This window comes from Hamadaea sp. NPDC050747 (assembly GCF_040654195.1).
In the GTDB taxonomy this organism is placed as follows: domain Bacteria; phylum Actinomycetota; class Actinomycetes; order Mycobacteriales; family Micromonosporaceae; genus Hamadaea.
The window spans coordinates 35,335-59,941 of the sequence record NZ_JBFAHM010000018.1 but is presented as its reverse complement, the minus strand read 5'-3'; the positions used below and the strand labels follow the sequence as shown (position 1 = coordinate 59,941).

20 protein-coding genes are annotated in these 24,607 nt (G+C 70.5%); 7 read left to right on the top strand and 13 right to left on the bottom strand.

Going from position 1 to position 24,607, the window contains the following annotated elements:
* Positions 1-58: 58 nt before the first annotated feature.
* On the bottom strand, positions 59-907 hold the full coding sequence (locus AB0H43_RS34735; protein WP_360006582.1) for a 3-hydroxyacyl-CoA dehydrogenase family protein: 849 nt from the start codon (positions 905-907) through the stop codon (positions 59-61).
* Positions 908-1,041: 134 nt separating this feature from the next.
* On the opposite strand from AB0H43_RS34735, the gene AB0H43_RS34730 reads away from it, so the two are divergent.
* Positions 1,042-1,362: a hypothetical protein gene (locus AB0H43_RS34730; RefSeq protein ID WP_360006579.1), complete on the top strand. Its 321-nt coding sequence runs from the start codon at positions 1,042-1,044 to the stop codon at positions 1,360-1,362.
* A gap of 273 nt (positions 1,363-1,635) precedes the next feature.
* Here the strand turns inward: AB0H43_RS34730 and AB0H43_RS34725 are convergent, their stop codons facing one another.
* Together AB0H43_RS34725 and AB0H43_RS34720 are read right to left on the bottom strand one after the other, a co-directional pair.
* Positions 1,636-2,415, bottom strand: coding sequence for an ABC transporter permease (locus tag AB0H43_RS34725; RefSeq protein WP_360006576.1), 780 nt, complete (start codon positions 2,413-2,415; stop codon positions 1,636-1,638).
* Complete coding sequence (locus AB0H43_RS34720; protein ID WP_360006573.1) at positions 2,412-3,263, bottom strand: ABC transporter ATP-binding protein; 852 nt, start codon at positions 3,261-3,263, stop codon at positions 2,412-2,414. The genes AB0H43_RS34725 and AB0H43_RS34720 overlap by 4 nt, the downstream gene beginning before the upstream one ends.
* A 100-nt stretch (positions 3,264-3,363) precedes the next feature.
* Between AB0H43_RS34720 and AB0H43_RS34715 the strand changes: the two genes are divergently transcribed.
* Entirely contained in the window at positions 3,364-5,346 is a 1,983-nt protein-coding gene (locus AB0H43_RS34715; protein WP_360006571.1) for a protein meaA, read from the top strand.
* Between the two features lie 270 nt (positions 5,347-5,616).
* Here the strand turns inward: AB0H43_RS34715 and AB0H43_RS34710 are convergent, their stop codons facing one another.
* The 5 genes from AB0H43_RS34710 to AB0H43_RS34690 all read right to left on the bottom strand — a co-directional run bounded on the left by AB0H43_RS34710 (position 5,617) and on the right by AB0H43_RS34690 (position 11,448).
* A complete protein-coding gene (locus tag AB0H43_RS34710) occupies positions 5,617-6,240 on the bottom strand; it encodes a hypothetical protein (RefSeq protein ID WP_360006568.1) in 624 nt (207 codons plus the stop codon).
* Positions 6,237-8,885, bottom strand: coding sequence for an FtsK/SpoIIIE domain-containing protein (locus AB0H43_RS34705; protein WP_360006565.1), 2,649 nt, complete (start codon positions 8,883-8,885; stop codon positions 6,237-6,239). The genes AB0H43_RS34710 and AB0H43_RS34705 overlap by 4 nt, the downstream gene beginning before the upstream one ends.
* Entirely contained in the window at positions 8,872-9,840 is a 969-nt protein-coding gene (locus tag AB0H43_RS34700; protein ID WP_360006562.1) for a hypothetical protein, read from the bottom strand. The genes AB0H43_RS34705 and AB0H43_RS34700 overlap by 14 nt, the downstream gene beginning before the upstream one ends.
* Positions 9,840-10,100, bottom strand: coding sequence for a hypothetical protein (locus AB0H43_RS34695; protein ID WP_360006559.1), 261 nt, complete (start codon positions 10,098-10,100; stop codon positions 9,840-9,842). Before AB0H43_RS34695 ends, AB0H43_RS34700 begins: the two co-directional genes overlap by 1 nt.
* A gap of 103 nt (positions 10,101-10,203) precedes the next feature.
* Positions 10,204-11,448: an MFS transporter gene (locus AB0H43_RS34690; RefSeq protein WP_360006556.1), complete on the bottom strand. Its 1,245-nt coding sequence runs from the start codon at positions 11,446-11,448 to the stop codon at positions 10,204-10,206.
* 67 nt (positions 11,449-11,515) lie between these two features.
* Between AB0H43_RS34690 and AB0H43_RS34685 the strand changes: the two genes are divergently transcribed.
* Positions 11,516-12,508, top strand: coding sequence for a helix-turn-helix domain-containing protein (locus AB0H43_RS34685; protein WP_360006554.1), 993 nt, complete (start codon positions 11,516-11,518; stop codon positions 12,506-12,508).
* 4 nt (positions 12,509-12,512) lie between these two features.
* Here the strand turns inward: AB0H43_RS34685 and AB0H43_RS34680 are convergent, their stop codons facing one another.
* Both AB0H43_RS34680 and AB0H43_RS34675 read right to left on the bottom strand, forming a co-directional pair.
* Positions 12,513-13,574, bottom strand: coding sequence for a hypothetical protein (locus AB0H43_RS34680; protein WP_360006552.1), 1,062 nt, complete (start codon positions 13,572-13,574; stop codon positions 12,513-12,515).
* Positions 13,575-13,628: 54 nt separating this feature from the next.
* The gene (locus AB0H43_RS34675) at positions 13,629-14,246 is read right to left on the bottom strand and encodes a DUF4126 domain-containing protein (RefSeq protein ID WP_360006550.1); all 618 of its coding nucleotides are present in this window, start codon (positions 14,244-14,246) and stop codon (positions 13,629-13,631) included.
* 56 nt (positions 14,247-14,302) lie between these two features.
* Between AB0H43_RS34675 and nucS the strand changes: the two genes are divergently transcribed.
* Positions 14,303-14,962 carry an endonuclease NucS gene (gene nucS / locus AB0H43_RS34670; RefSeq protein WP_360006549.1) on the top strand — a complete coding sequence of 220 codons (660 nt, stop codon included), beginning with the start codon at positions 14,303-14,305 and terminating at the stop codon, positions 14,960-14,962.
* A gap of 156 nt (positions 14,963-15,118) precedes the next feature.
* Here the strand turns inward: nucS and AB0H43_RS34665 are convergent, their stop codons facing one another.
* Both AB0H43_RS34665 and AB0H43_RS34660 read right to left on the bottom strand, forming a co-directional pair.
* Complete coding sequence (locus AB0H43_RS34665) at positions 15,119-16,645, bottom strand: aldehyde dehydrogenase family protein (protein WP_360006547.1); 1,527 nt, start codon at positions 16,643-16,645, stop codon at positions 15,119-15,121.
* Between the two features lie 127 nt (positions 16,646-16,772).
* Positions 16,773-17,450 carry an SDR family NAD(P)-dependent oxidoreductase gene (locus tag AB0H43_RS34660; RefSeq protein ID WP_360006544.1) on the bottom strand — a complete coding sequence of 226 codons (678 nt, stop codon included), beginning with the start codon at positions 17,448-17,450 and terminating at the stop codon, positions 16,773-16,775.
* A 69-nt stretch (positions 17,451-17,519) separates the two neighbouring features.
* On the opposite strand from AB0H43_RS34660, the gene AB0H43_RS34655 reads away from it, so the two are divergent.
* From AB0H43_RS34655 to AB0H43_RS34645, 3 genes are all read left to right on the top strand, one after another.
* Positions 17,520-18,392 (top strand): alpha/beta hydrolase, encoded by an 873-nt coding sequence (locus AB0H43_RS34655; protein ID WP_360006541.1) that lies wholly within the window; start codon positions 17,520-17,522, stop codon positions 18,390-18,392.
* A gap of 121 nt (positions 18,393-18,513) precedes the next feature.
* Positions 18,514-22,173: a PQQ-dependent sugar dehydrogenase gene (locus AB0H43_RS34650; protein ID WP_360006538.1), complete on the top strand. Its 3,660-nt coding sequence runs from the start codon at positions 18,514-18,516 to the stop codon at positions 22,171-22,173.
* 101 nt (positions 22,174-22,274) lie between these two features.
* Complete coding sequence (locus tag AB0H43_RS34645) at positions 22,275-24,053, top strand: 3-hydroxybutyryl-CoA dehydrogenase (RefSeq protein ID WP_360006535.1); 1,779 nt, start codon at positions 22,275-22,277, stop codon at positions 24,051-24,053.
* A 69-nt stretch (positions 24,054-24,122) separates the two neighbouring features.
* Here AB0H43_RS34645 and AB0H43_RS34640 read toward each other — a convergent pair.
* Positions 24,123-24,607 (bottom strand): FG-GAP-like repeat-containing protein (locus tag AB0H43_RS34640; RefSeq protein WP_360006532.1); only part of this gene is annotated, 485 nt, incomplete at its 5' end.

Below are 24,607 nucleotides of genomic sequence, written 5' to 3'. Positions count from 1 at the left end.
GATCGGCCGGTGTGTCGCGTCCGCGCCGCCCTGATCACGCCCGGAAGTAGGTGATCGACTAGTAGCTGTAGAAGCCCTTGCCGGTCTTGCGGCCGAGGTCTCCGGCGGCGACCATCCGCTGGAGCAGCTCCGGCGGGAAGAACTTCGGGTCGGCCGTCTCGGTGTAGATGTTGCGGGCGGCGTGGGCGAGGATGTCGACGCCGGTCAGGTCGGTGGTGGCCAGCGGCCCCATCGCGTGGCCGAAGCCCAGCTTGCAGGCGATGTCGAGGTCCTCGGGGGAGACGACGCCGTTCTCGACGAGCTTGACCGCCTCCACGACGAGCGCCGCGATCAGCCGCGTGGTGACGAATCCGGCGACGTCCCGGTTGACGACGATGCAGGTCTTGCCCACCTCTTCGGCGAAGCTTCGGGCGGTCGCCAGCGTCTCGTCGGTGGTCTTCAGGCCCCGGACCAGCTCGCAGAGCTTCATCATCGGCACAGGGGAGAAGAAGTGGGTTCCGACGACGGCCTCGGGGCGGGAGGTCACGGCGGCGATCTGCGTGATCGGAATGGCGCTGGTGTTGGTCGCCAGGACGGTGGTGTCCTTGCAGATGCCGTCGAGCGCCCGGAAGACCTCCTGCTTGACCTCGATGGACTCGAAGACGGCCTCCACCACGATGTCGGCGTCGGCAGCCGCCTCCAGCTCCGTGACCGGCGTGATCCGGGCCAGCGCCGCCTCGGCGTCGCCGGTGGTGATCGTGCCCTTGGCGGCGAACTTGTCGAGGGACTTCTTGATGGCGTCCAGGCCGCGCGTGGTCGCGGCGGTGTCCAGGTCTCGCAGGGTCACGTCCCACCCGGCCTGGGCCGCCACCTGCGCGATGCCGGAGCCCATCAGCCCGGCGCCGATGACCGTCAGCTTCTTCGTCATGGCCCCACCTTAACGAGCCTTCAGCGGCGCTCTGCCGCGGAGGCGTACGAGCGGGGAATCGGACAAATGCCGCTAATGAGAGCCGTTCTCGCGATCTGATGCGGAGAGCGACCAGACAGTGGCAGACTGTGGCCATGCTCGCGCTGGACGGCCCTTATGTGATAGGTCCGGTGGTCGCCCTGATGGTCACCGGCCTCCTGGCCCTGTTGCTGCATCGGGCTCTGCGCCGGCAAGAGGCGGCGGCTGCGGCACGCCCGTCGATCTCGTCCCGCCCCGACGACTACGGCCTGCTCGTCCCGGTCGCGAGCTGCCGAGACCGGGTCGACGCCGACCTCGTGCGAGAGCACCTGGCCACGGCTGGAATCCGGTCGACACTGACCACGGGGGTCGACGGGCGGATACGCGTACTGGTCTTCGCCGACGCACTGGATCGTGCTCGCCGCCTCGTCGGCTGAGCATCGCCCGCCCGTCCGCGCCGGCACCCGTCCGCGCCGGCGCCCGGTCCGCGCTGGCGCCCGTCCGCGCCGGCACCCGTCCGCGCCGGCGCCCGGTCCGCGCTGGCGCCCGTCCGCGCCGGCACCCGGTCCGCGCTGGCGCCCGGTCCGCGCTGGCGCCCGTCCGCGCTGGCGCCCGTCCGCGCTGGATCAGGGATCTCGGTCGAATCTTGGGCCAAGATTCGACCGAGATCCCTGATCCAGCGCCGAAACGAAGCGGCTCAACGCGGGGCGTCAGCCGTCGCGCCTGGTGGTCCACCGGAAGAAGCGCAGGCTCGCGATGAGCCCGACGACGCACCACGCACCCAGGATCAAGGCCACCTTGCCCAGCTCGAACGAGCCCGCGGGCTCCGACGCCGCGAACGCGTCGGGCAGGAAGGCCGCCCGCATCCCCTGACACATCCACTTCAGCGGGAAGATCGCGGCGATCTGCTGCATCCAGTGCGGCAGTTCGGTGAACGGGAAGAACACCCCGGAGATGAACTGCAGGATCAGGGCGATCGGGGTGACCACGGCCGGTCCGCTCCGCCCCGTACGCGCGGCGGCCGAGAAGGCGATGCCCAGCAGCGTGCAGGCGGTGAGCCCGAGGAACCAGACCCACACCAGGGTGAACCACTTCTCCGCGCTCGACGGCGGATTGAGGCCGTAGAACAGGCCGATGACGAGCAGGATCACGGTGGCGAGGAAGCCGATGGCGCCCACCTGGATGATCTTCCCGGCGAAGTACACCCACTTCGGCATCGGCGTACTGCGGAAGCGCTTGAGCACGCCCCGGTCCCGTTCGATCGGGATCATGATGGCCAGGTTCTGGAAGCCGGAGGACATCAGCCCGGAGGCGATCATGCCCGCCGCGAAGTACTGCTTGAACGAGATGCCGTTGATGTCGCCGGAGAAGATCGCGCCGAAGATGAGCAGGATGATCGCCGGGAACACGAGGGTGAAGACCAGCGATTCCCGCGTACGCACGAACTGCTTGATCTCGATCTGACCCTGAGCGAGCGCCAAGGACGTCATGACTGCTCTCCGATCATCGAGAGGTAGATGTCCTCCAGGGTCGGCCGGTGCACCACCAGCTCCGGAACTTCGCCGCCGAACTCCGCGGACAGCCGCTGGACGACCGCGGTCGGCGCGTCGGTCTGTTCGGTTCCGACTGCGCCGGAAGGAGTACGCCAGCTGACCGTCGCCTGGGCGGTGTTACGTCCGCCGAGCGAAGCGGGAGTGGCGACTTCGAGCATCCGGCCGCCGGCGATCACCCCGACGCGGTCGGCCAGTTCCTCGGCCTCTTCCAGGTAGTGGGTGGTGAGCAGGATGGTCGTTCCGCTCGCCCGCAGCCCTCGGATCAGTTCCCAGAACTCCCGGCGGGCGGCCGGGTCGAAACCGGTCGTCGGCTCGTCGAGGAACAGCAACTCGGGTCGGTTGACGATGCCGAGCGCGACGTCGAGGCGTCGCTTCTGCCCGCCCGACAGGGTGTGCGTACGCGCGTTGGCCTTGTCGCCCAGGCCCACCTGCTCGATGACCGAAGCCGGGTCGGCGGGGTCCGGGTAGAACCGGGCGAAGTGCCGGACGACCTCGCCGACCTTGAGTTCGTCGAACTCGCCGGTGCCCTGCAGCACCACGCCCACCCGCGTACGCCAGGACAGCGGAGCGCGGGCGGGATCGACGCCGAGGACGTCGACCGAGCCGGCGTCCCGCTTGCGGAAGCCTTCGAGGATCTCCACCGTGGTCGTCTTGCCGGCGCCGTTCGGGCCGAGGAGCGCGAAGATCTCGCCCCGGGCGACCGCCAGGTCGAGTCCATCGACGGCGGTCTTGTCCTGGTAGGACTTGCGGAGCCCCGAGACGGAGATCGCCAGATCGGAAGTCACCGGGTCACTCTAGAACTCGGCGCGGAGTGGGCTGCGGCACAGGCGGCGGGTGAAGTTTCTCACCGGCCCAAGTTACTTAACGGTCACTTAGACTCCGAGAATGGAGAGCGTGGAGGGCAAACTCCCCGAGCGGGATCGGCCCTGGGTGATGCGCACGTACGCCGGCCACTCCAGTGCGGCGGCGACGAACGCGCTGTTCCGCCGGAACCTGGCCAAGGGGCAGACCGGGCTGAGTGTGGCGTTCGACCTGCCCACGCAGACCGGCTACGACCCCGATCACGAACTGGCCGCCGGTGAGGTGGGCCGGGTCGGGGTGCCGATCTCGCACCTCGGCGACGCGCGAGCGCTGTTCGACGGGATCGACCTGGCGCAGGCCAACACGTCGATGACCATCAACGCGACGGCGATGTGGCTGCTCGCCCTGTATGTCGCGGTGGCCCAGGAGCAAGGCGCCCCGGTCGACAAACTGGCCGGCACGACGCAGAACGACCTCATCAAGGAGTACCTCTCCCGAGGCACCTACATCTTCCCGCCCGGCCCGTCGCTGCGGCTGACCACCGACATGATCGCGTGGACCGTGCAGAACACCCCGCAGTGGAACCCGGTCAACATCTGCAGCTACCACCTCCAGGAGGCGGGGGCCACGCCCGTCCAGGAGGTCGGCTTCGCGATGGCCACCGCGGTCGCCGTCCTCGACGCCGTCCGCGACAGCGGCCAGGTCGCGCCCGAGCGGATGGGCGACGTCGTCCAGCGCATCTCCTTCTTCGTCAACGCCGGCGTCCGGTTCGTCGAGGAGATGGCGAAGATGCGGGCGTTCGGCCGGCTCTGGGACGACATCACCCGGGAACGCTACGGCGTCACCGATGCGCGGCAACGGCGCTTCCGGTACGGCGTACAAGTGAATTCGTTGGGCCTGACCGAGGCGCAGCCCGAGAACAACGTGCAGCGCATCGTGCTGGAGATGCTCGGCGTGACGCTCTCGCGCGACGCGCGGGCGCGGGCCGTGCAACTGCCCGCGTGGAACGAGGCGCTCGGCCTGCCGCGTCCGTGGGACCAGCAGTGGAGCCTGCGCATGCAGCAGGTGCTGGCGTTCGAGTCGGACCTGTTGGAGTACCCCGACCTCTTCGAGGGCTCGCACGTGGTCGAGGCGCTTGTGGACGGGATCGTCACCGGGGCGCGGGCCGAGTTGACCCAGATCCTTGACCTCGGCGGCGTCGTCGCGGCGGTCGAATCCGGCTATCTCAAGAGCGCGCTCGTCGCCTCGCTCGCCGACAAGCGGGCGCGGATGGAGTCCGGCGCCGACGTCGTGATCGGCGTCAACCGCTTCACCGAAACGGAGCCGTCGCCGCTCACGGCCGCGGGTGCGCAGGCCATCGAGCAGATCGATCCCCGCGTCGAGGAACAGGCCGCGTCGGCGGTCGCGGAATGGCGCGCCATGCGGTCGCCCGACGCGGTCCGCGAAGCCCTGGACCAGCTCCGCGCGGAAGCGGCGACGTCCGCGAACCTCATGCCCGCGACGCTTCACTGTGTACGCACAGGGGTGACCACGGGAGAGTGGGCCGCTGCCCTCCGCGACGTGTTCGGCGAGTACCGGGCGCCCACCGGTCTCGCCGGAGTCTCCCCATCGGCCTCGGGGTCCAACGTGCGGAGTCAGGTCCAGGAGTTGACCGCCGAACTCGGCCACCCGCCGCGGTTCCTCGTCGGCAAACCCGGACTCGACGGCCACTCCAACGGCGCCGAGCAGATCGCCGTACGCGCCCGCGACGCCGGCTTCGAAGTGGTCTACCAAGGCATCCGCCTCACCCCGGCGCAGATCGTCGCCGCCGCCGTCGCCGAGGACGTGGACCTCGTCGGGCTCTCCGTGCTGTCCGGGTCGCACCTCTCCCTGGTGCCACTCGTCCTGGAGGGCCTGCGTTCCGCCGGCTCGACGGCGCCGGTGGTCGTCGGCGGCATCATTCCTTCTGCGGATGTCTCCGTGCTGCTCGCCGCCGGCGCGGCTCGCGTGTTCACCCCGAAGGACTTCGCGCTTTCCGACATCATGGCGGACTTGGTGGCGGTCATTCGTTCTTCCGTTGCGGCTTAGCGGGTGGGTGCTGTTGATCTGCGCCGAAGAGGGTGGAGGTTGGGCTCCACGGGGTGGGTGCCATGATCAACGGAGTAAATGTGGGGTCATGGCACCGCGGTACTTCCGCTGATCATGGCGGCCCATGATCAGGGTCAATTCCATGTCGCTATGGCAACGCAGAATTGACCATGATCATGGAAATCAGCCTAAATCGACTCGCGAACCCGGCCAACCCCCTCCTCTTCGGTGCGATTTTCGGCAGCACCCACAACGGAGCCGCAGCCGAAGTCAGCGGAAGACCGCGACCAAGCAGGTGGCGAGCATCCCGCCGAGCACGGTGAGCCCGATGGCCCCGGTGTCAAGCCGAGTGGCGGCCCAGTAGTCCACCCACCGTGCGGCGAACGGGATACCGGCGAACGGGGTGAGCATGAAGAGTGGCCAGCTGAGCCAGGGCGTACTGGAGACGCCGCCGGCGAGGAGGCCGACGGCCACCGCACCGAGACCGCCGATGACGGCGAGCGACAGCAGCAGCGGCAGGGGGAGTGCTTCGGCTCCGCGGCGGGCGCGGGCGACTCGGGCGGCGGCCGAGGCGACGAGGGCGGCCGGGTCGCCGATGCCCGGCCCGAGAGCTGGGGCCGGCAGCGGGCCTGCCCGTCGAGCCCGCCAACGGTGGCCCGCCAGCAGTTCGGCCCAGATCCGGTCGGCTTGACCGTCGAGGTCGGCCACGGCGGCTTCCCGGCTCGCCACCACTTCGGCGCAGGCTTGGTGGATGCGGCCGGCGGCGGTCAGATCCTGCTCGACGACGGCCACACCGTCTAGATAGGACTGAGTGGCGGCGGCGACGGCGACGTCGCGACGGCGGGTCGCGGCGACGAGTTCGGCCACCAGCGACCGGTATTCGGTGGCGCTCACAGGGTGACCTCGTACGGGATGAGGATTTCCGGGGCGCGGTGGGTCGCCCGGTCGAAGAAGAGTCCTCGATGTGGCCGGGGATACCAGGCGGGTCCACCGGGCTGCGCCGACAGCGGGGCCAGTTCCTGACCGTGCACGTCCAACGCGATCCACGCGCCGACGGAGTCGAGGCGCGCGGCGATGCCGCCGAGGTCGTCGCGGAGCCGGGGCACCGACCGCCACCAGCCCAGCAGATGCGTACGCCGCTCGGGGCCACGGTGCAGCACTGTGCGCAGCAGGTCGTGACCGGTCGGCTCGCCGGGCCCTCGTTTCGCCGCGAGCTGCGGCGCCGCCGCGTCGAGGGCGAAGGCGAAGACATACCGGGGCCGGTCGGTGTCCAGCTGGGCCAGGTGGGTCAGCATCGGCAGCAGACTGTCCTCGTCGTGCCACACGCAGCCGGGCAGTTCGACGGCGAGCGCCTTGGCGGCCGGTTCGGCGTCGGGGTCGAGGCAGGCGACGAGGAAGTCCGCCGTCCCCGGTTCGTGCTGACGGGCCAAGGTCAGCCCGGCCGACGTGAGGATCGCGCAGGCTTCCGGCGTACGCGTGCCGAGCACGGCCAGGTTGCGCCCGGGACTGCGGGTGAGCCGGAGCGTCGCCGGTCGCCGGGCGACGTCGATGGTCTCCCCGAGCAGGGCGACCGCACCGTCTTTGGCGAAGTCGGGCGGCGTACTCGGGAGCACCGGGAAGGTGGGCACCGCTTCGCCGTCGAACAGGCGCGGCGGGTCGAGCAGCCCATCGGTCCTCGTCCAGAACCGCGTCTGGATCTCCTGCCAGCGCGTACGGTCGCCGGCGTCGGGCAGCTTGACGATCTGGTTGGCCCCGACCGCGCCGGAGTCGGCGTTGACGACCGCGTGATGCCGGGGGATCAGCTCGGCGGCGAGGTTGGTCTCGCCGAGGATGCGGCGCGCCTTGGGCAACGCGATCCGCAGCGTGAACTGGGCGACCAGCGCCGACCGGCCCCACAACGCCTCGATGCCGGTCACGTCCTGGCTGGCCAGCACCAGGTGGATGCCCTGGGACCGGCCTCGCCGGGCGAGGTCCTCCAGCAACGCGACGGCTTCGGTGGTGACCGCGTCCCGTTCGCCGAGCAGGACCTGGAATTCGTCGATGATCGCCACGATCCGGGGCCAGTGGCCGTCCGGGTCCTCGGCGCGCAGCTCGGCGAGCTTGGTCGCCTCGTGCTTCTTGGCGGCCGCCGCCCGGCGCTTCAGTTCGGCGGCCAGGTGGCGCAGCAGGGCCAGGCCGAACTCCCGGTCGGAGTTGATGTTCACGCCGACGAGGCGTACCTGGGGAAGCCAGCTCGGATCCCGCGGTGAGGGCGCGAACCGCGCGAACGAGACGCCCTCCTTGAAGTCGAGCAGATGGAGTTCGAGCTCTTCGGGGGAGTAGCGGCTCGTGAGCCCGGCGAGCCAGCAGTAGAGCAGGTTCGTCTTGCCGGAACCGGACGGGCCGCCGATCAGCGCGTGCGGCGGGTCGTCGCCGAGGGTCAGCTCGACCAGGTCGCCCTCGGTGCCCTCGCCGATGGGCGCGCGCAGGTGCCGGGCCGACGACTCGGTCCACATCTCCGCCGGGAGCAGCGCGTCCACCGTGGCGGGCGGCGGCCCGGCCGCCAGCTCCTTGGCGAAGCCGGTCACGAGTTCGGCCGGTGGGGGCGGATCCAGCAGGACGGTCAGGTCCCCGGTCAGACTGGTACGCGCGGCCCACCCGTCGACGACCGAGACGGTCTGGACGTCGTCGCGTACGGGCAGCGGAAGTCCACGGCTGATCACGTGTACTCCGGCGGCGACCCCGGCCCGGACGACCCGATCCAGCTGCGCCTGCTGTGCACTCGACAAGTCGGTGGAGTCGGCCAGCAGCACCAGCACCCGCCAGGGCTCCGGCCGTCGCCCCAGTACGCGAGCCGCCGCGGCGACGCTGGCGTGCTCCCCGGCGAGGACCGTCTCGTTGATGCGCTGGATCTGGGCGGCCAGGTCGTCGAGGGTGGCCGACAGCCCGCCGGGTCCGACGTAGGTGGTCAGCTCGGCGGCGGCGAGTGGTGCGAAGCCGGCGAGCGCACCGCCCAGGTGCCCCGGGTCGTAGATCCAGAGGCGTACGCCGCCCGCCGGAACCGAGCCGAGCATGCGCAGCAGCAGCCCGGCGATGACTCCGTCCAGCGTGGACGGTTCCGGCCCGGCCAGCACGAGATGGGCCGTGTCCAACAGAGGCAGCAGCGCGGGCAGCGGCGGATCGTGGTCGATCACTCCGACGCGGAGCAGCCCGGCGCGGTCCATGGTCGGCGCCGAACCCGGTGTGGCCGTCCAGACCGGCCAGGTCTCCCCGGCCGCACCCGGCGCCGCCGCGCCCGCGAGCGCCGACAGCGCCTCGGTCACCGTCGCCGTCTCCCGGCGCAGCTTCTCCTCGGCCGCCTGGATGAGGGCGTCCCGTTCGGCTGCCAGTGCTCGATGGCGCTCCGGGCTCCGCCCGGCTACCGCGTCCCGTTGCGCCTGGGCCTCGGCGTGCGCGACGGTGGCCGCGATCAGCGCCGAGCGGGCGGCTGCCCGCGCGGCGGCGAGGTCCCGGCGTACTGCGGAGACCAGTGGTCCCCGCGGGAAATCAGGAGGCACCACCGACCGGCGTCTCGTCGGCGAGCGCGTCGACCGCGCTGCGGCGCCGCGACGGGTCGCCCACGCGCAGGGCCCGTCGCATGGTCGAGTCGGCGGCGGCGGCCCGGCGACGCTGTTCCTCCTCGACGACGGCGTGGAGTTCGCTCGCTCCCCGGCCGGTGGCGGCCAGCAGTCCGGCGGTGACCAGTACCGCGGCGGCCGCGGTGTCGACCGGATGGGTCGGCGAGCCTTCACTCCGCCGTTGCGGGGTCGCGTGGCAGACCCGGGCGACGATCTCCTCGGCCGCCTCCGGGGACAGCTCCGGCAGCAGTCCCCTGTGGACGAGGGCCGCTCGGCGTACCCTCGCCAAATCCTCTAGCCGCGGCGGGTGACCGACCAGCTCGGCCGCGAGGTGCCGGAGCAGCGGCGGCGCGACCGCCGCGAGGCCGAGACCCACGGCCGGGCCGGCTGAGGCCAGCTCGCGGTGCAGCTTGGCCGGGCGTTCGTCGAGCGTCGCGGACACACAGCGGCGCAGCAGTTCGGTGCTGGTTTCCGCCGGGTCGTCGGTGGTGGCCGAGGTGACCAGGTCGTCGAGCGCCCCACGACCGGCCAGCACCCGGACCCGCTCGGCCCACCAGTCGCTCAACGGCACGTCGGCCGAGCGGCCCTGCGTGGGCACCACAGGAGCGCTCGCGCCCCAGGACTGCGTGGTCCCCACCGAGTCCGCGGCTAGGCCGAGGGCCAGCGCGTACGCGTCGAGCGCGTCGTGTGCCGACCGCATGAGGCCGGCGGCGGATTCGAGGCGGTCGGCCGCCCCGCCCAACTGCGGTACGCGCTGCGGGTCGCCCGTGGCGTGCATGACCCAGGCGAGCAGCCCGCCGGCCATCCGCAGCCGTTCGGCGGCGGCGCTGACCTCGACGATCGGGAGATCCTCCCGGACGACCCGGAGCTGGTCCCCGAGATCCTGAACGAGACTCATCACAACCCCGCAACGTAGGTCTGGGCCTGGTCGACCGCGGTCAGTGTGGCGGTGAGGCATTCCTCGAGTTCGTTCGCGGCCTGGGCCAGGGCGGCCTGAGCGGCGGTGACGTTGTCGTGGCCGGAGCCCTCGACCGCCACCGCCAGGCTCAGCTGGGCCTCGCCCAGCCGATCGTTGGCCGCGCGGACGGCGTCCTGACTCTCCTGCACGTGCAGCATGGCGGCGTCAATGGCCGCCTTGACCTCCGCGACGCTCGCCACGGCACCTCCCGAGGGTGGATACGTGCAGTTTTACACCAATTTGTCCGTTAGTATTCCGCGCGACTCCGGCGTTGCGGAACGACGACACGCCGATTCACGAAGCTCAACGAACCGCGGCGAGGGTTGGTACCGGGTCGGTTTCCGGCACGGCTCCCAGTCGGGGCGTCCTGAGCACCCATCGGACGGCGGCGGGCGCGTAATGCCCCGCGACCAGCATCAACGCCGCGACGGCGAGCCAGCCCCAGCCGCCGGTGTTCACCGCCAGGACGGTCAGCCCGGCCGGGGCGAGCGACTGCTGCGCCTGCCCGCCGAGCCGGAACAGGCCGGTGTATTCGCCGCGCCGGTTCTCCGGGGGCACGCTCGCGGTGATGCCCCAGGCCCCGGCCGACTGCGTCAGTTCGCCCACTGTGAGCATCACGGTCCCCAAGGCGAGGACGGCGATGGTGAGCGGTCCGGCGGTCAGGGCGGCCGCGCCGAGCAGGAGAGCCGCGATCGCGATGCTGAATCCGCTGCGGCGCAACGCTTTCGCCGCACCGTCGGGAGTCTCGCTGCCCCGGCTGGCGCGTACCTGGAAGACCACCGCGAGCACGGTGTTCACCATGAACAACGCCGGCACCACCACCGGCGGGGCGTCCGTCCGGCTGAGCGTCCACAGGGGAAGCACGACGCCGAACAGCGTCTGGTGCGCCTGCAGCACCCCGTTCACGCCGCTCACCGCGAGAAACGGCCGGTCCGCCAGCACCGCGAAGAACGACGTCCGTGGCGCGCTCGCGGTCGTGGCCACCCTCGGCAGGCGGGCGATCAGGATCGCGGTGACCATCAGGACCACGCCATTGGCCAGGACGAGCGTCAGGTACGCCGACCGCGTGCCGACGGCGAGGGCGATCCCGGACAGCGCGGCACCGGCGGTGAACCCGACGTTGAGCGCGCTGCGCTGGTACGCCAGGGCGCGTACTCGCTCTTCGGGCGGCAACGCCTGCAGGGTGTAGACGTGCTTGGCGGTCCCGGTGAGCAGATCGGTCACGGCCAGCAGACAGGCGACGCCCAGGAACGCCGCGAACGACCCGGCCAGCGGGTACGCCAGGAACAGCAGCGCCTCCAGCACGCCCGCCACGATCCACGTACGCCGGGCGCCGAACCGGTCGACGAGGGCGCCCAACGGCACCGACCCGAGAACGGTCAGTCCACCGGCGACGGACAGCCCGATGCCGACCTGCGTCGCGGAGAGCCCGAGGAACCGGGTGAAGAAGACGGCGCTGCCGGCCTGGAAGACGCCGGAGCCGGTGGCGTACACGATCGAGCGGACGGTGAGGGCGCGGGCCACGCCCGGTGGGGGGACGATCTGCATGCCGACCAGCCAACTCCAGCGACTACGCTGGGCATATCCTTTTCGTCGAGACTAAAAGGTGGTCGCTGTGAGTGAGGTGCGGTTCGAGGTCGGCGACCTGACCGACGTCCGCTTCTGCACCTCGCCGCTCTGGGAGACGGTCTTCTCCGTCCGGGCGTACGCCGATCCGGGCCGGTTTCCCGCCCTGAGCCCTTGGTTCCGAGCCGTACGCGAGGCGCTGGCCGTGGACCCCGACGCGGCGGCGCGTTGGGCGTACTTGGCGGAGTTCGTCCGGCCCGGTTCGTGGCTGCCCGACTTCCTCACGCCACCGCCGCCCGGCCGTCACGGCGACTTCCGCGACGAGCTGGCCGTCGTCCTCGCGACGCCGCCGGAGACCGTGCGGGCCGACATCCTGGCCTGCGCCGGTTGGACGCCGATCACCCGGGCGGCCCGGACGGCGGCGGATCACCCCGAGGAAGCCCTGCCCGACCTGGGTACGGCGATCGAGGCCTGGCACCGCGTCGCCATCGCCCCGCACTGGCCCCGGATGCAGGCGCTGCTCGACGGCGACATCGCGTACCGGACGCGGCAGTTGTCACGAGGCGGCCTGCGGCTGCTCTTCGAGACCTTGGCGCCGAACACACGCTGGGAAGGCGATCGGCTCATCTGCGAGGACCCGTGGGATCTCCAGCTGACCGTCGCCGGGCGGGGCCTGCCGCTGATGCCCAGCGTCTTCGCCGACCGGCGGCTGCTGTGCACCGTACGCGACGAGTCGCAGCCGGCCGGCGTCTATCCGGTCCGCGCCGTCGGGACGCTGTGGTCGGCCGCCTCCGGCGTCGGTGGGGCCGCCCTCGGCCGGGTGCTCGGACCGGCCCGCGCCGAGGTGTTCACACTCCTGATCGGGCCGGCCACGACGAGCGGCCTGGCTCGGCGTACCGGGCTGTCCTTGGGGGCGGTCTCCCAGCATCTGACGGCGCTCCACGACGCCGGGCTGGCTCGCCGCGCCCGGCACGGCCGCGAGGTCTACTACGAGGTGACCTCGGTCGGCAGCGCGCTGCTGCGAGCCAACGGACTCGCCTGAGCCGTCAGCGCGTACGCCGCCGCCCGGCCAGGACCAGCGCCGCGCCCGAGAGCAGGATGAGCGCCCCGGCGGCGAGCAGCCGTGACGTGTGCAGACCGGTGTCGGCCAGCTCGGGGACGTCGACGACGAAGGTGTTGGCGGGCACCCGGACCGGACCCTTGCTCGTGTCCACCACGATCGTGAAGTACGGGTCCTTGACCGTCTTGCCGCACTTCGGATTCTGCATGTGCAGCTGGTAGGTGCCGTCCGCCACGGCGTCGAACGTGGCGACCCCGTCCGCGCCGGTCGTCGCCGTGACCGGCTTGCCGTCGGCGTCCAGGATCGGGCTGCCGTCGGTCTTGTCGAGTTCGATCGTCGCCGGGCAGTCGCCGGTGACTCCCTTGACCGGGACGACGACCGGGACCGCCTTGGCGGCGAGCCAGAGCTGGAAGATCGGCGCCCCGACGAGCCGCGAGAAGCGGAAGGTCAGGGTCTTGAGCGCCGTGGTCGGCTGGAACCAGGCAGCCGCGCCGAACGTGTCGAGGGTGTTCCCGACCAGCGTGGCGGTGTCGGCCGACCAGGTCGGCACGTCGGTGAACGGACCCGGCCCGGTGCACCCGCCCGGCTTCGGCGAGTACGCGCAGTAGTTGAAGGTGCCCTGGAACCCGAGATCGGCGGGGGACACCGGGTCGCCGTCGGCGTCGGTGCCCGAGATCGTCACGGTGTCGGCGTCCAGGTCGCCGATGACGAACGCCCAGTTCTTCCCCGGCGTCGCGGCGTCGAAGGTCATTGTCGTGGTCGACGTGTCGAAGCCGGCCGCGGTGCTGATGTTCAGGTAGGTCTGCCCCTGCGAGCTGCCGTACACCTGGCCGGGCGGCGTCTGCGGACCGAGGAAGGTGGTCGCCCCGGACGGGACGGCCACTGTGGATGCGTTCGACTCCACCGTGGCGATCGGGAATCCGGCGGCCGGCGTACCGGTGGCCTGCCAGGCTCCGCTGCTGCCGGACCGGGACCAGGCCGCGTAGCTGCCGTCGGCCGCGGCGTACGCCACCTCGGGCAGGGCCAGGACGGCCAGGGCAATCGTCACAAAAGCGGCAAACCGGATACGCACATCGTGATCAACGCCCGCCGTGACCAGCGGTTACTGCGTGTACTGCGTCGCCCCCGCCATCGCCCGTGCCCGGGCCCGCCGCCGTCGCCGGGTGATCACCCACCACATGAGCCAGACGAACAAGCCGATGAACAGGATCACGAGGACGGGAATGATGATGGCGACGACCGAGAGGGTGGCGCTCGTGGCGTCCTCCGCGGTGGACACGATCGGCGTTCCGATGCCGAGCGTGAGGGTGTTGACCACGGGCCGGGCGGCCGCCTTGGTCAGGTGCACCGTCCCGGCCAGGATGATGCCGATCAACATCGGGACCCACTGCTTGGACTCGAAGAAGCTTCCCGGATCGGTGACGGTCACCGTCTCCGACGTCGACCCGGCGGTGAACGCCAGACCGCCGGCGGTCGGCCGGACGACGGTCTGGATCACGTCGTTGGCGTGATCGACCAACGGCACCTTGTCGGCCACCAACTCGACCGCGAGCAGGACCGCGAGGATGATCAGGACCCAGCCGTTGCTCAGCCACTTCCAGCTGTCCGGCAGTGTGATCAAGCTCGTGTACCGGTCGAGCAGACCGATCGCCAGGAGCGGGATGTAGGCGTTGAGCCCGGCCGCCCCGGCCAGACCTGTCCCGGTGAGCGCTTCAAGCACGATCTCAGGATGCCAGGCGAAATCCAGTCCCGCAGGACAGACGATAGGCTCGCTTCGTGCGATTGGTGATTGCTCGGTGTTCAGTGGACTATGTCGGACGCCTCGCGGCGCATCTCCCGAGCGCGACTCGGTTGATCATGGTGAAGGCGGACGGATCGGTCTCCATCCACGCCGACGATCGCGCGTACAAGCCGCTGAACTGGATGAGCCCGCCGTGCAAGCTCGAAGAGGGCGACGGCGTCTGGCGAGTGGTCAACAAGGGCGGCGAGGAGCTGCGGATCACCCTGGAGGAGGTCCTCAGCGACACCTCGCACGAGCTTGGCATCGACCCGGGCCTGCAGAAGGACGGCGTCGAGGCGCACCTGCAGCAGTTGCTCGCGGCCCAGCCGGAGACCTTCGGCGTCGGCTACTCCCTCGTCCGCCGGGAGCACATGACCGCGATCGGCCCGGTCGACCTGCTCTGCCGGGACGGCGACGGGGCGCACGTCGCCGTCGAGATCAAGCGACGGGGCGAGATCGACGGAGTCGAGCAGCTCACCCGATACCTCGAGCTGATGAACCGCGACCCGCTGCTCGCGCCGGTCGCCGGGGTCTTCGCGGCCCAGGAGATCAAGCCGCAGGCCCGGGTGCTCGCCGAGGACCGCGGGATCCGCTGCGTGGTCGTGGACTACGACCGGCTGCGGGGCTTCGTCAAGGACGAGCTGACCCTCTTCTGAGGTCGCCTCCGCGCTCGTGGCGTCCGCTCGGGCCGTTTGAGCGTCGGCCGTTTGGGCGTCGGCCGTTTTGGGCGCTGGATCAGGGTTCTCGGTCGAATCTTGGCCCAAGATTCGACCCGGAACCCTGATCCAGCGGGACAAGCCGGGCGGGATGGCTCAGCGAGAGCGGCCGTGCATCAGCCGGACGATCTTCTCCGCGAGCGCCACGCTCTTCTCCGTGTGCCGGTAGGTGAGCAGCGGCACGACGCTGGGCATCCGGCGCTTGGCGATGGACGAGGCGCGGGCGAACTCCCGCAGGCCGTCCTGGCCGTGGATCCGGCCGAACCCGGACTGCCCCACACCGCCGAACGGCAGGGCGGGCAGCACCGCGAAGGCGAAGGTGGAGTTGACCGCGACCATGCCGGCCCGCAGCTGACGGGCGAGGGCCACCCCGCGCCGACGCGAGAAGACCGCACCGCCTAGTCCGTACGGGACGGCGTTGGCCTTGGCGACCGCCTCGTCCATCGACTTGACCTTCGCGATCGTCATCGTCGGGCCGAACGTCTCCTCGCAGACCGCCGGGTTCGACTCCGGCACGTCGACCAGGATCGTCGGCCGCGCCACCGGACCGCGTACGGAGTCGGGACCGCCCAGCAGCGCCCGGCCGCCGTCGGCGAGGGCGGCGTCGATGTGACGCCGGATCGTCTCGCGCTGCCCCGGCATGGTGATCGGGCCGATGTCCTGCTGCGGATCGTCGCCGTAGGTGAGCTTCTCCGCGTCGGTCACGAGCACCCGCAAGAACTCGTCGTAGACCTTCTCATGCACGTAGACGCGCTCGATGCCGACGCAGGACTGCCCGGCGTTGGTCATCGCGCCCCACAACGCCGCGTCGGCGGCCGCGCGTACGTCGGCGTCGGCGTCCACCAGCAGGGCGTCCTTGCCGCCGCACTCCACCAGGACGGGGGTGAGGCTCTCGGCGCAGGCCGCCATGACCTTCTTCCCGGTCGCGGTGGAGCCGGTGAAGGCCAGCTTGTCGACGCCGGAGCGGCACAGGGCGGCGCCCACGTCGCCGAGTCCGTGCACGATCTGCAGCACCGGCTGCTCCGGGACGACCTCCCGGAAGAGGTCCACGTACCACTGACCGACCGCCGGGGTGTACTCGCTAGGTTTGAAGACGACCGCGTTACCCGCTGCGAGGGCGTACGCGATCGAGCCCATCGGGGTGAACAGCGGGTAGTTCCACGGGCCGATGACGCCGACCACGCCATATGGCCGGTATTCCAGGCGACCCGAGTACTCCGGCTGCAGCAGCGAACCGCCGACGCGACGCGGGCCGAGCACCTTGCGGGCGTGCTTGGCGGCCCACGCGATGTGCTCGACCGTCACGAAGATCTCCATCGTGGCGTCGATCCGGGGTTTGCCGCCCTCGGCGACCATCAGCGCGGCCAAGTCCCCGATCCGCTGGGTCATCAGGCTGCGGAAACGCAGGAGACGGCGTTTGCGTTCGGCGTACCCGAGCTGCTCCCACCAGGCGCTCGCCGCGCGGGCACGCTCGACCGCCGCCGCGACGTCGGCCGGCGAGGCGACCGGGAGCCGCGCGACCTCTTCGCCGGTCGCGGGGCTCGTCGAGACGAGGTGGCCGTCGACGATGCCGCTCGCGCCGGGGACCTGCGTGAGTGCGGAGCCTTCACTGGTAGCCGTCACGGCGCGAAGTCTAGTCCTACTCGCCGGTAACGCGAAAGATACTCACTCGGACCGGAGGACGGCGTTGATCATGGAGTTTGCCCCCTCGACGCGCCGTCGAGACCACGGTTAACTCCATGATCAACGGCTAGGGGTGGGGGAGGTGGGCGGCCAGGATCTCCGCGGCGACGACGGCTGCCGGGCGCAGTTCGCCACGCTGATGGCGATCGACGAAGCGCTGCCGTTCGGCGAAGTCGGCGGCCCGGATCTCGGCCTGCATGCCGGTGTCGAGGACACCCGGGTTGACGCTCACCGCGCTCACGAGGTCGTCGCGTCCTTCGGCGGCCACGTGGGCGAAGAACTCCTCGCCGCCGCGCTTGGTCGCCGAGTACGCCGACCAGCCGCTGATGACGTGGTGCGCGGCACCACTGGAGACGAACAGGATCCGCAGCGGTACGCCGTGCGGCCTGGCGGCCACCGCGGAGTTGGTGAGCAGCATCGGCGCGGTGAGGTTGACGGCGACCGACCGGATCAGCGCCTCCGGGTCCAGCGCGCCGACCTCGCCGATCGGCTCGATGACGGCGGCGTTGTGCACCACGGCGGCTTCGGTCGCGCCGACGAAGAACTTCGCGAGTTCGGCGGCGTCGGGCAGGCTCGCCGGGTCGGCCAGGTCGCAGGCTCGGGTGGTGATGTGCGGGTGGTCGCGCTGCTCGTCCGGGAACGACCTGGCCAGGGCCAGCACCCGGGTGCCCGGGTCGGCCGCGAGGTGGTCGAGGAAAGCCTGTCCGAGGCCGCGGTTGGTACCAGTGATCACCACATGACGCATGGCGTCAGCGTAAACCGGTGTGGTTCCAGCCCATGGTCAGCACGCGGCCGGTGTGGCAGCATGCCGCGCATGGTGGCGTACCGGCGGGCGACGGTGGCGGTCGAGGGCGGCGAACTGGCGCTCGGAATCTGGGGCGAACAGGGCCCGCTCGTCGTCGCGGCGCACGGCATCACCTCCTCTCATCTGGCGTGGGCGCTGGTGGCGGAACGGCTCGGGACCGAGCACCGGTTCGTCGCGGCCGACCTGCGCGGTCGCGGAGACAGCCGGGACCTGCCCGGCCCGTACGGGATCGATCGGCACGCCGACGACATCGCCGCGGTGATCCGGGCGTACGGGGGCCAGGCCGTGGTCGTCGGGCATTCGATGGGCGCTTTCGTCGCGGCGGCGACCGCTCGCCGTCATCCCGACCTCGTCAGCCGGCTCGTCCTGGTCGACGGCGGCGCACCGTTGCCGCTGCCGCCCGGCGTACCAGCTGATGCCACCGAGGCGGACCTGAAGGTGGCGATCGAGCAGACGGTGGGCACGGCCTTCGCCCGCCTCACCGAGACGTTCCCGGACCGCGCCGCCGTCACCACGCTCTGGCGAGGGCACCCCGCGCTCACCGACTGGAACGCGGCGATGACCGCCTACGCGGACTACGACGTGGTGGAGACCGCGGACGGGCTGGTCACCAAGTGCAAGCTCGCGGCCGCGGTGCGCGACGCCCAGGACATCTACGCCACCAGTTCCGCGCGGTCCGCGGCGTTGCCGGTCCCGGCGGTCTTCCTCCGCGCGGAACGCGGCATGCTCGGGGGACCCACCCCGCTCTATCCCGAGGGGTACGCCGAAAGGTGGTTACCGGGCATAGCGGCATCGACAGTCGCAAACGCGAATCACTACACGATCACCCTCAGTCCGGGCCCGGCGGACGTCGTCGCCGACGCGGTACGCACCTATCGGTGACTGCCGCTGTGACCGACCGGGCAGATCCACTGTCAGCTAGCGGACTGTCCGACCGAATCGGCCCGCCGCGTCCCTAGCGTGTCCCACCACAGGGGAGGGGTGTGTCTTGACGCAGGGTCGAGTGTGGCGTGTCCGGCGGCTCATCCGCGCTGCCGTGGTGACGGCGCTGGTGGCGGCGGCTTTCGCGCCGCTGCGTGGGCCGTCCGTCGCGGAGGCGGCGACGTTGCCCGCCGGTTTCCAGGAGCAGATCGTTTTCAGCGGGCTGACTCAGCCGACGAATATCGAGTTCGCCCCGGACGGTCGCATCTTCGTCGCGGAGAAGGCCGGCGTCATCAAGGTCTTCGACGACCTCTCCGACACCACCCCGACCGTCTTCGCCAATCTCTCGGCCCCGGTGCACAGCCAATGGGACCGGGGACTGCTCGGCCTCGCCCTCCCGCCGGACTTCCCCACGAACCCCTACGTCTACGTGCTCTACACCTACGGCAAAGCGGTCGGCAGCAGCACGACCTGGGACGACCTCTGCACCGGCGCGACGAACGGCGCGAACGGCGGCTACTGCGTGGTCTCGGCCCGGCTCTCCCGCTTGCAGGCCAACGGCAACGTGATGACCGGCTCCGAGCAGATCCTGATCAACGACTGGTGCCAGCAGTACCCCAGCCACTCCATCGGTGACCTGCACTTCGGGCCGGACGGCAAGCTGTACGTCTCGGCCGGCGACGGCGCGAGCTTCAGCGCCACGGACTACGGACAGCTCCCCACGGCCAGCCCCAACCCCTGCGGCGACCCGACCAAGGAGGGCGGTGCCCTGCGGTCGCAGGACATCATGACCTCAGGCGACCCGACCGGGCTCAACGGCTCGATTCTCCGGCTCGACCCGGCCACCGGCGCGGCCGCCTCGGGCAACCCGAACTTCGGCTCGGCCGACCCCAACACCCGGCGGATCATCTCGACCGGTCTGCGTAACCCGTACCGGTTCACCTTCCGGCCGGGGACGAGCGAACTGTGGATCGGCGACGTCGGCTGGTCGACGTGGGAGGAGATCGACCGGGTGGTCAACCCGACCGCCTCGACGACGAACTTCGGCTGGCCCTGTTACGAAGGCGGGGCGCCCTCGGCGTACTCCAGCGCCAATCTGCCCATCTGCACCGCGTTGACCACCCCGGTCGGTCCGTACTACACCTACAACCACACCGCCGACATCGTGCCGGGCGAAGGCTGCGGCACCGGCGGCGACGCGATCTCGGGCCTGGCCTTCTACCCGGCCAGCGGCGGCAGCTACCCGGCGGCGTACGGCGGCGCGCTGTTCTTCGCCGACAACTCCCGCGGTTGCATCTGGGCCATGAAGCCGAGCAGCGTCGGCGGTCTGCCGTCGACCAACAACATCGAGCTGTTCGTCAAGGGCGCCTCCAGCGCGGTCGACCTGACCGTCGGGCCGGGCGGTGAGCTGTACTACGTGGATCTCACCGGCACCGTGCGGCGCATCCGCTACTTCGCCGGCAACCAGCCCCCGACCGCGGTCGTCGAGGCCACGGCGACCAGCGGCAAGGCGCCGCTGACGGTGACCTTCAACGGTGCGAACTCGGCCGACAACGACCCGGCCGACCAGGGGCGGCTGACCTACGCCTGGGACTTCACCAACAACGGCAGCACCGACTCCACCGCCGCCGCCCCGTCGTTCACCTACACCGCCAACGGCACTTACACGGCGAAGCTGACGGTGACCGACACCCTGGGCGCGGCGGACTCGGCGACCGTCACCATCCAAGTCGGCAACGACGCACCCACCGCGGTCATCGACACCCCGGTCGCCGGGACGACCTGGGTCACCGGCCAGGTGATCTCGTTCTCCGGGCACGGCACCGATCCGCAGGACGGCGCCCTCACCGGCACCTCTCTGACCTGGGCGCTCCGGATGGAGCACTGCGCCACCATCGACAGCTGCCACACGCATCCGTTGCAGACCGGCACCGGTGCCAGCGGGTCGTTCACGGCGCCCGATCACGAATATCCGTCCTATTTGGAGCTGGAACTCACCGCCACGGACAGTCAGGGCCTGACCAACAAGGTGGTCCGCCGGCTCGACCCGCAGACGGTGGACCTGACGTTCACCAGCTCCCCGACCGGGCTGAACCTCACCGTCGGGTCGACGACGCAGATCACCCCGTTCACGCGTACGGTGATCAAGGGCTCGACGGTCACCGTCAGCGCGCCGACGCCGCAGACCAACGGCGCCCTCAGCTACTCGTTCGGCAGCTGGTCGGACGGCCAGGGCCAGACGCACGTGATCGAGGCGCCCAGCACGCCGGCCACCTATACGGCGACCTACAGCGGCGTGCCGGTCGCCTGCTCAGACAGCTTCGGCTACTCCTGCGGCGAAGGGACGGCCGCCTGGAACGGCGCGTCCACCCTGCTGCCGTTGTCCGGGGACGACGCGTACCAGTCGGTGGCGCTGCCGTTCGCGATGCCGTTCTACGGCTCGACCTACACGACGGCGTGGGTCGACACCAACGGCGTGCTGAGCTTCGGGGCGCAGCCGCAGGGCGCGTCCTGGAACCACGGCGCCATCCCGTCGGCCGCCGCCTGGAATACCCCGAACACGGCGATCTATCCGCTCTGGGATGATTTGATCGCCGACTCGTCCTCCGGCATCTACACCTCGACGAGCGGTACGGCACCCAACCGGCAGTTCACAGTGGAGTGGCGGAACGTACGGTTCTACTCCGACACCAACGCCCGGGTCAGCTTCAAGGTCGTCCTGCAGGAGAACGGGACGATCACCCTCGCCTACACCGACATCGGCGCGGCATCGGTGGAGAAGGGCTCGACGGCGACGATCGGCATCGAGAACGCGGCCGGCACCGTGGCGCTGCAGTACTCGCTGAACAACCCGAAGCTGGTCAGCGGGCGTACGGTCACCTTCAACCCGCCGGGCGCGCCGCCGCAGACGTCGACCGGCACCGTCGTCGGATTCGTCCGCTACAACGACAACCCGGTCGCCGACGCCGTCGTGACCTTGACGAACACGGCGTACACCGCGACGACGGACGCCGACGGCCGCTACGAGATCGTGGCCGCACCCGGCTCCTACGCGGTGAAGGCGACCGCCGCCGGAGGCCGCTGCGCCGGACTGGTCGGCACCGGTTCGGTGGCGGTCATCGCCGGGACCACCACGACGACCGACATCACCTTGACGGCGTCGGCCGGCACCGGCGGCTACTCCTGCGCCGAGAACGCGTTCACCTTCGTCCCGGGGACGACGGCGTTGACGCTGACCGGCGACGACGCGTACCAGTCGGTGGCGCTGCCGTTCGCGATGCCGTTCTACGGCTCGACCTACACGACGGCGTGGATAGACACCAACGGCGTGCTGAGCTTCGGGGCGCAGCCGCAGGGCTCGTCCTGGAACCACGGCGGCATTCCCTCGCCGGCTGCCACGAACACGCCGAATAACGCCGTCTACCCCTTCTGGGACGATCTGATGGCCGACGCCCAGTCGTCGATTCTGATCAAGAGCAGCGCCACCCAGTACGTCGTGGAATGGCGGAACATGCGGCTCTTCTCGGACGCGTCGGCCCGGGTCACCTTCGAGGTCGTCCTGAACTCGACCGGGACCATCACCGTGGCGTACGCGGACATCAACTCCGCCGTCCCGGCGGAGCGCGGTCTGACGGCCACGGTCGGCGTGGAGAACGCCGCCGGCACGGTCGCCCTGCAGTACTCGCACAACGAGGCGGTGCTCTCCTCCGGACGGGGCATCACGTTCACCCGGGTGCCCTGAGGCCGGCCTAGGATCGATGTTTCTCACACCTGACGCCGCTTCCAGGCGTCCGGCGGGCCGTGGCAGACTCAGGGCACTGAACGCTCGTTGAGGAGGTCACGGTGGGGATCAACACGGTCGGCGTGGTCGGGCTGGGCACGATGGGCGCCGGCATCGTCGAGGTCTTCGCCCGCAACGGGCTGGCCGTCGTCGCGGTCGAGATCTCCGACGCCGCCCTCGACCGGGGGCGGGCCAACCTGACCGGCTCGACCGATCGCGCGGTGGCCAAGGGCAAGCTCGCCCCGGAGGACCGCGACGCGCTGCTGGCCCGGGTCGACTTCCAGGTCGGGCTGGGCGCCCTGGCCGACGTGGACTTCGTCATCGAGGCGGTGCCCGAGCACCTCGACCTGAAGCAGAAGATCTTCGCCGAGCTGGACCGGGTCTGCAAGCCCGAGGCCATTCTCGCGACGAACACCAGCTCGCTGAGCGTCACGGAGATCTCCGTCGCCACCCACCGGCCCAACCGAGTCATCGGCGTGCACTTCTTCAACCCGGCCCCGGTGATGAAGCTGGTCGAGGTGATCAAGACCGTGGTCACCGCGGACGAGGTCGTCACCGAGGTCGAGGCGTTGTGCGCCCGGCTCGGCAAGGTCGACGTGACCATCGCCGACCGGGCCGGGTTCATCGCCAACGCCCTGCTGTTCGGCTACCTCAACCACGCCGTCGCCATGGTGGAGGCCCGGTACGCCACCCGGGAGGACATCGACGCGGCGATGCGGCTCGGCTGTGGGCTGCCGATGGGGCCGCTCGCGCTGATGGACCTGATCGGCCTCGACACGGCGTACGAGATCCTCGACACGATGTATCGACGCGGCGGCCGGGACCGGCGGCACGCGCCCGCGCCCCTGCTCAAGCAGATGGTGACCGCGGGCCTGCTGGGCCGGAAGTCCGGCCGGGGCTTCTACACCTACGAGAAGGCCGGTTCGCCGGTCGTGGTGCCGGACGAGCTGACGCCGGCCGAGGGCACGTCGGTCGCGGGCGCCCGCGCGGTCGGGACAGTCGGCGTGGTCGGCTCCGGGACCATGGCCACCGGCATCATCGAGGTCTTCGCGAAGGCCGGTTTCGAGGTCACCAGCGTGACCCGGGGCGGCGAGAAGTCGGCGAAGCTGTGCGAGGCGCTCAAGGTCAGCCTGAACAAGTCGGTCGTGCGAGGGCGGCTCACGGAGGAGGAGCGCGACGCCATCCTCAACCGCGTCACCTGGTCCACCAACCTGGAGCATCTGTCCGACGTGGACATGGTGGTCGAGGCGGTCGTCGAGGAGCTGACCGTCAAGAAGGCGCTCTTCGCCAGCCTCGACGAGATCTGCAAGCCGGGCGTCGTCCTGGCCACGACGACCTCCAGCCTCCCGGTCGTCGAGTGCGCGATGGCGACCCAGCGCCCGGCCGACGTGGTGGGCCTGCACTTCTTCAACCCGGCTCCCGCGATGAAGCTCGTGGAGGTCGTCCGTACCATCCGGACGTCGTCGGCCACCGAGGCGACCGCGCTCGCCGTCTGCGACAAGCTCGGCAAGCACGCCGTACGCTGCGAGGACCGGTCCGGCTTCATCGTCAACGCGCTGCTGTTCCCGTACCTGAACGACGCCGTCAAGATGCTGGAGGCGTCGTACGCCACCGCCGACGACATCGACTACGCGATGAAACTGGGCTGCGGCTACCCGATGGGCCCGTTCGAGCTGCTCGACGTGGTCGGGCTGGACGTCGCCCTGGCCATCCAGCGGGAGCTGTACCTGGAGCTGCGGGAGCCGGGCTTCTCGCCGGCGCCGCTCCTGGAGCACTTGGTCACGGCGGGCTACCTCGGTCGCAAGACCGGCCGCGGTTTCCGGGACCACACCGGACGCTGAGAATTCCCACCGGCCTGGTCACACGACAGGAGCGCGTCCGGCGGAGACCGGGCGCGCTCCTGCTGTCTGCTAGAGGATCACGTCGAAGATGCCCCAGCCGGTGCCGATCTGGCGGGAGGCGGCGCTGCTGTACGGGACGCCGTCGTCGCGGACGATGTTGTTGGAGTAGAGCCAGAGGGTGCCGTCGGTCTTGCGGCCGATGAGGTCGGTGTAGCCGTCGCCGGTGACGTCGGCCCCGATCAGCCGGTCGAACCCGTTCCAGCCGCTGCCGATCTGCCGGGCGTCGCCGGTGCTGTAGGGGGTGCCGTTGTCGCGTTCGATGTTGTTGGGGTAGAGCCAGAGGGTGCCGTCGGTCTTGCGGCCGATGAGGTCGGTGTAGCCGTCGCCGGTGACGTCGGCTCCGATGATCTGGTTGAAGATGCCCCAGCCGTTGCCGATTTGGTACGCGTCGGCGGTGGTGTAGGGGGTGCCGTTGTCGCGTTCGATGTTGTTGGGGTAGAGCCAGAGGGTGCCGTCGGTCTTGCGGCCGATGAGGTCGGTGTAGCCGTCGCCGG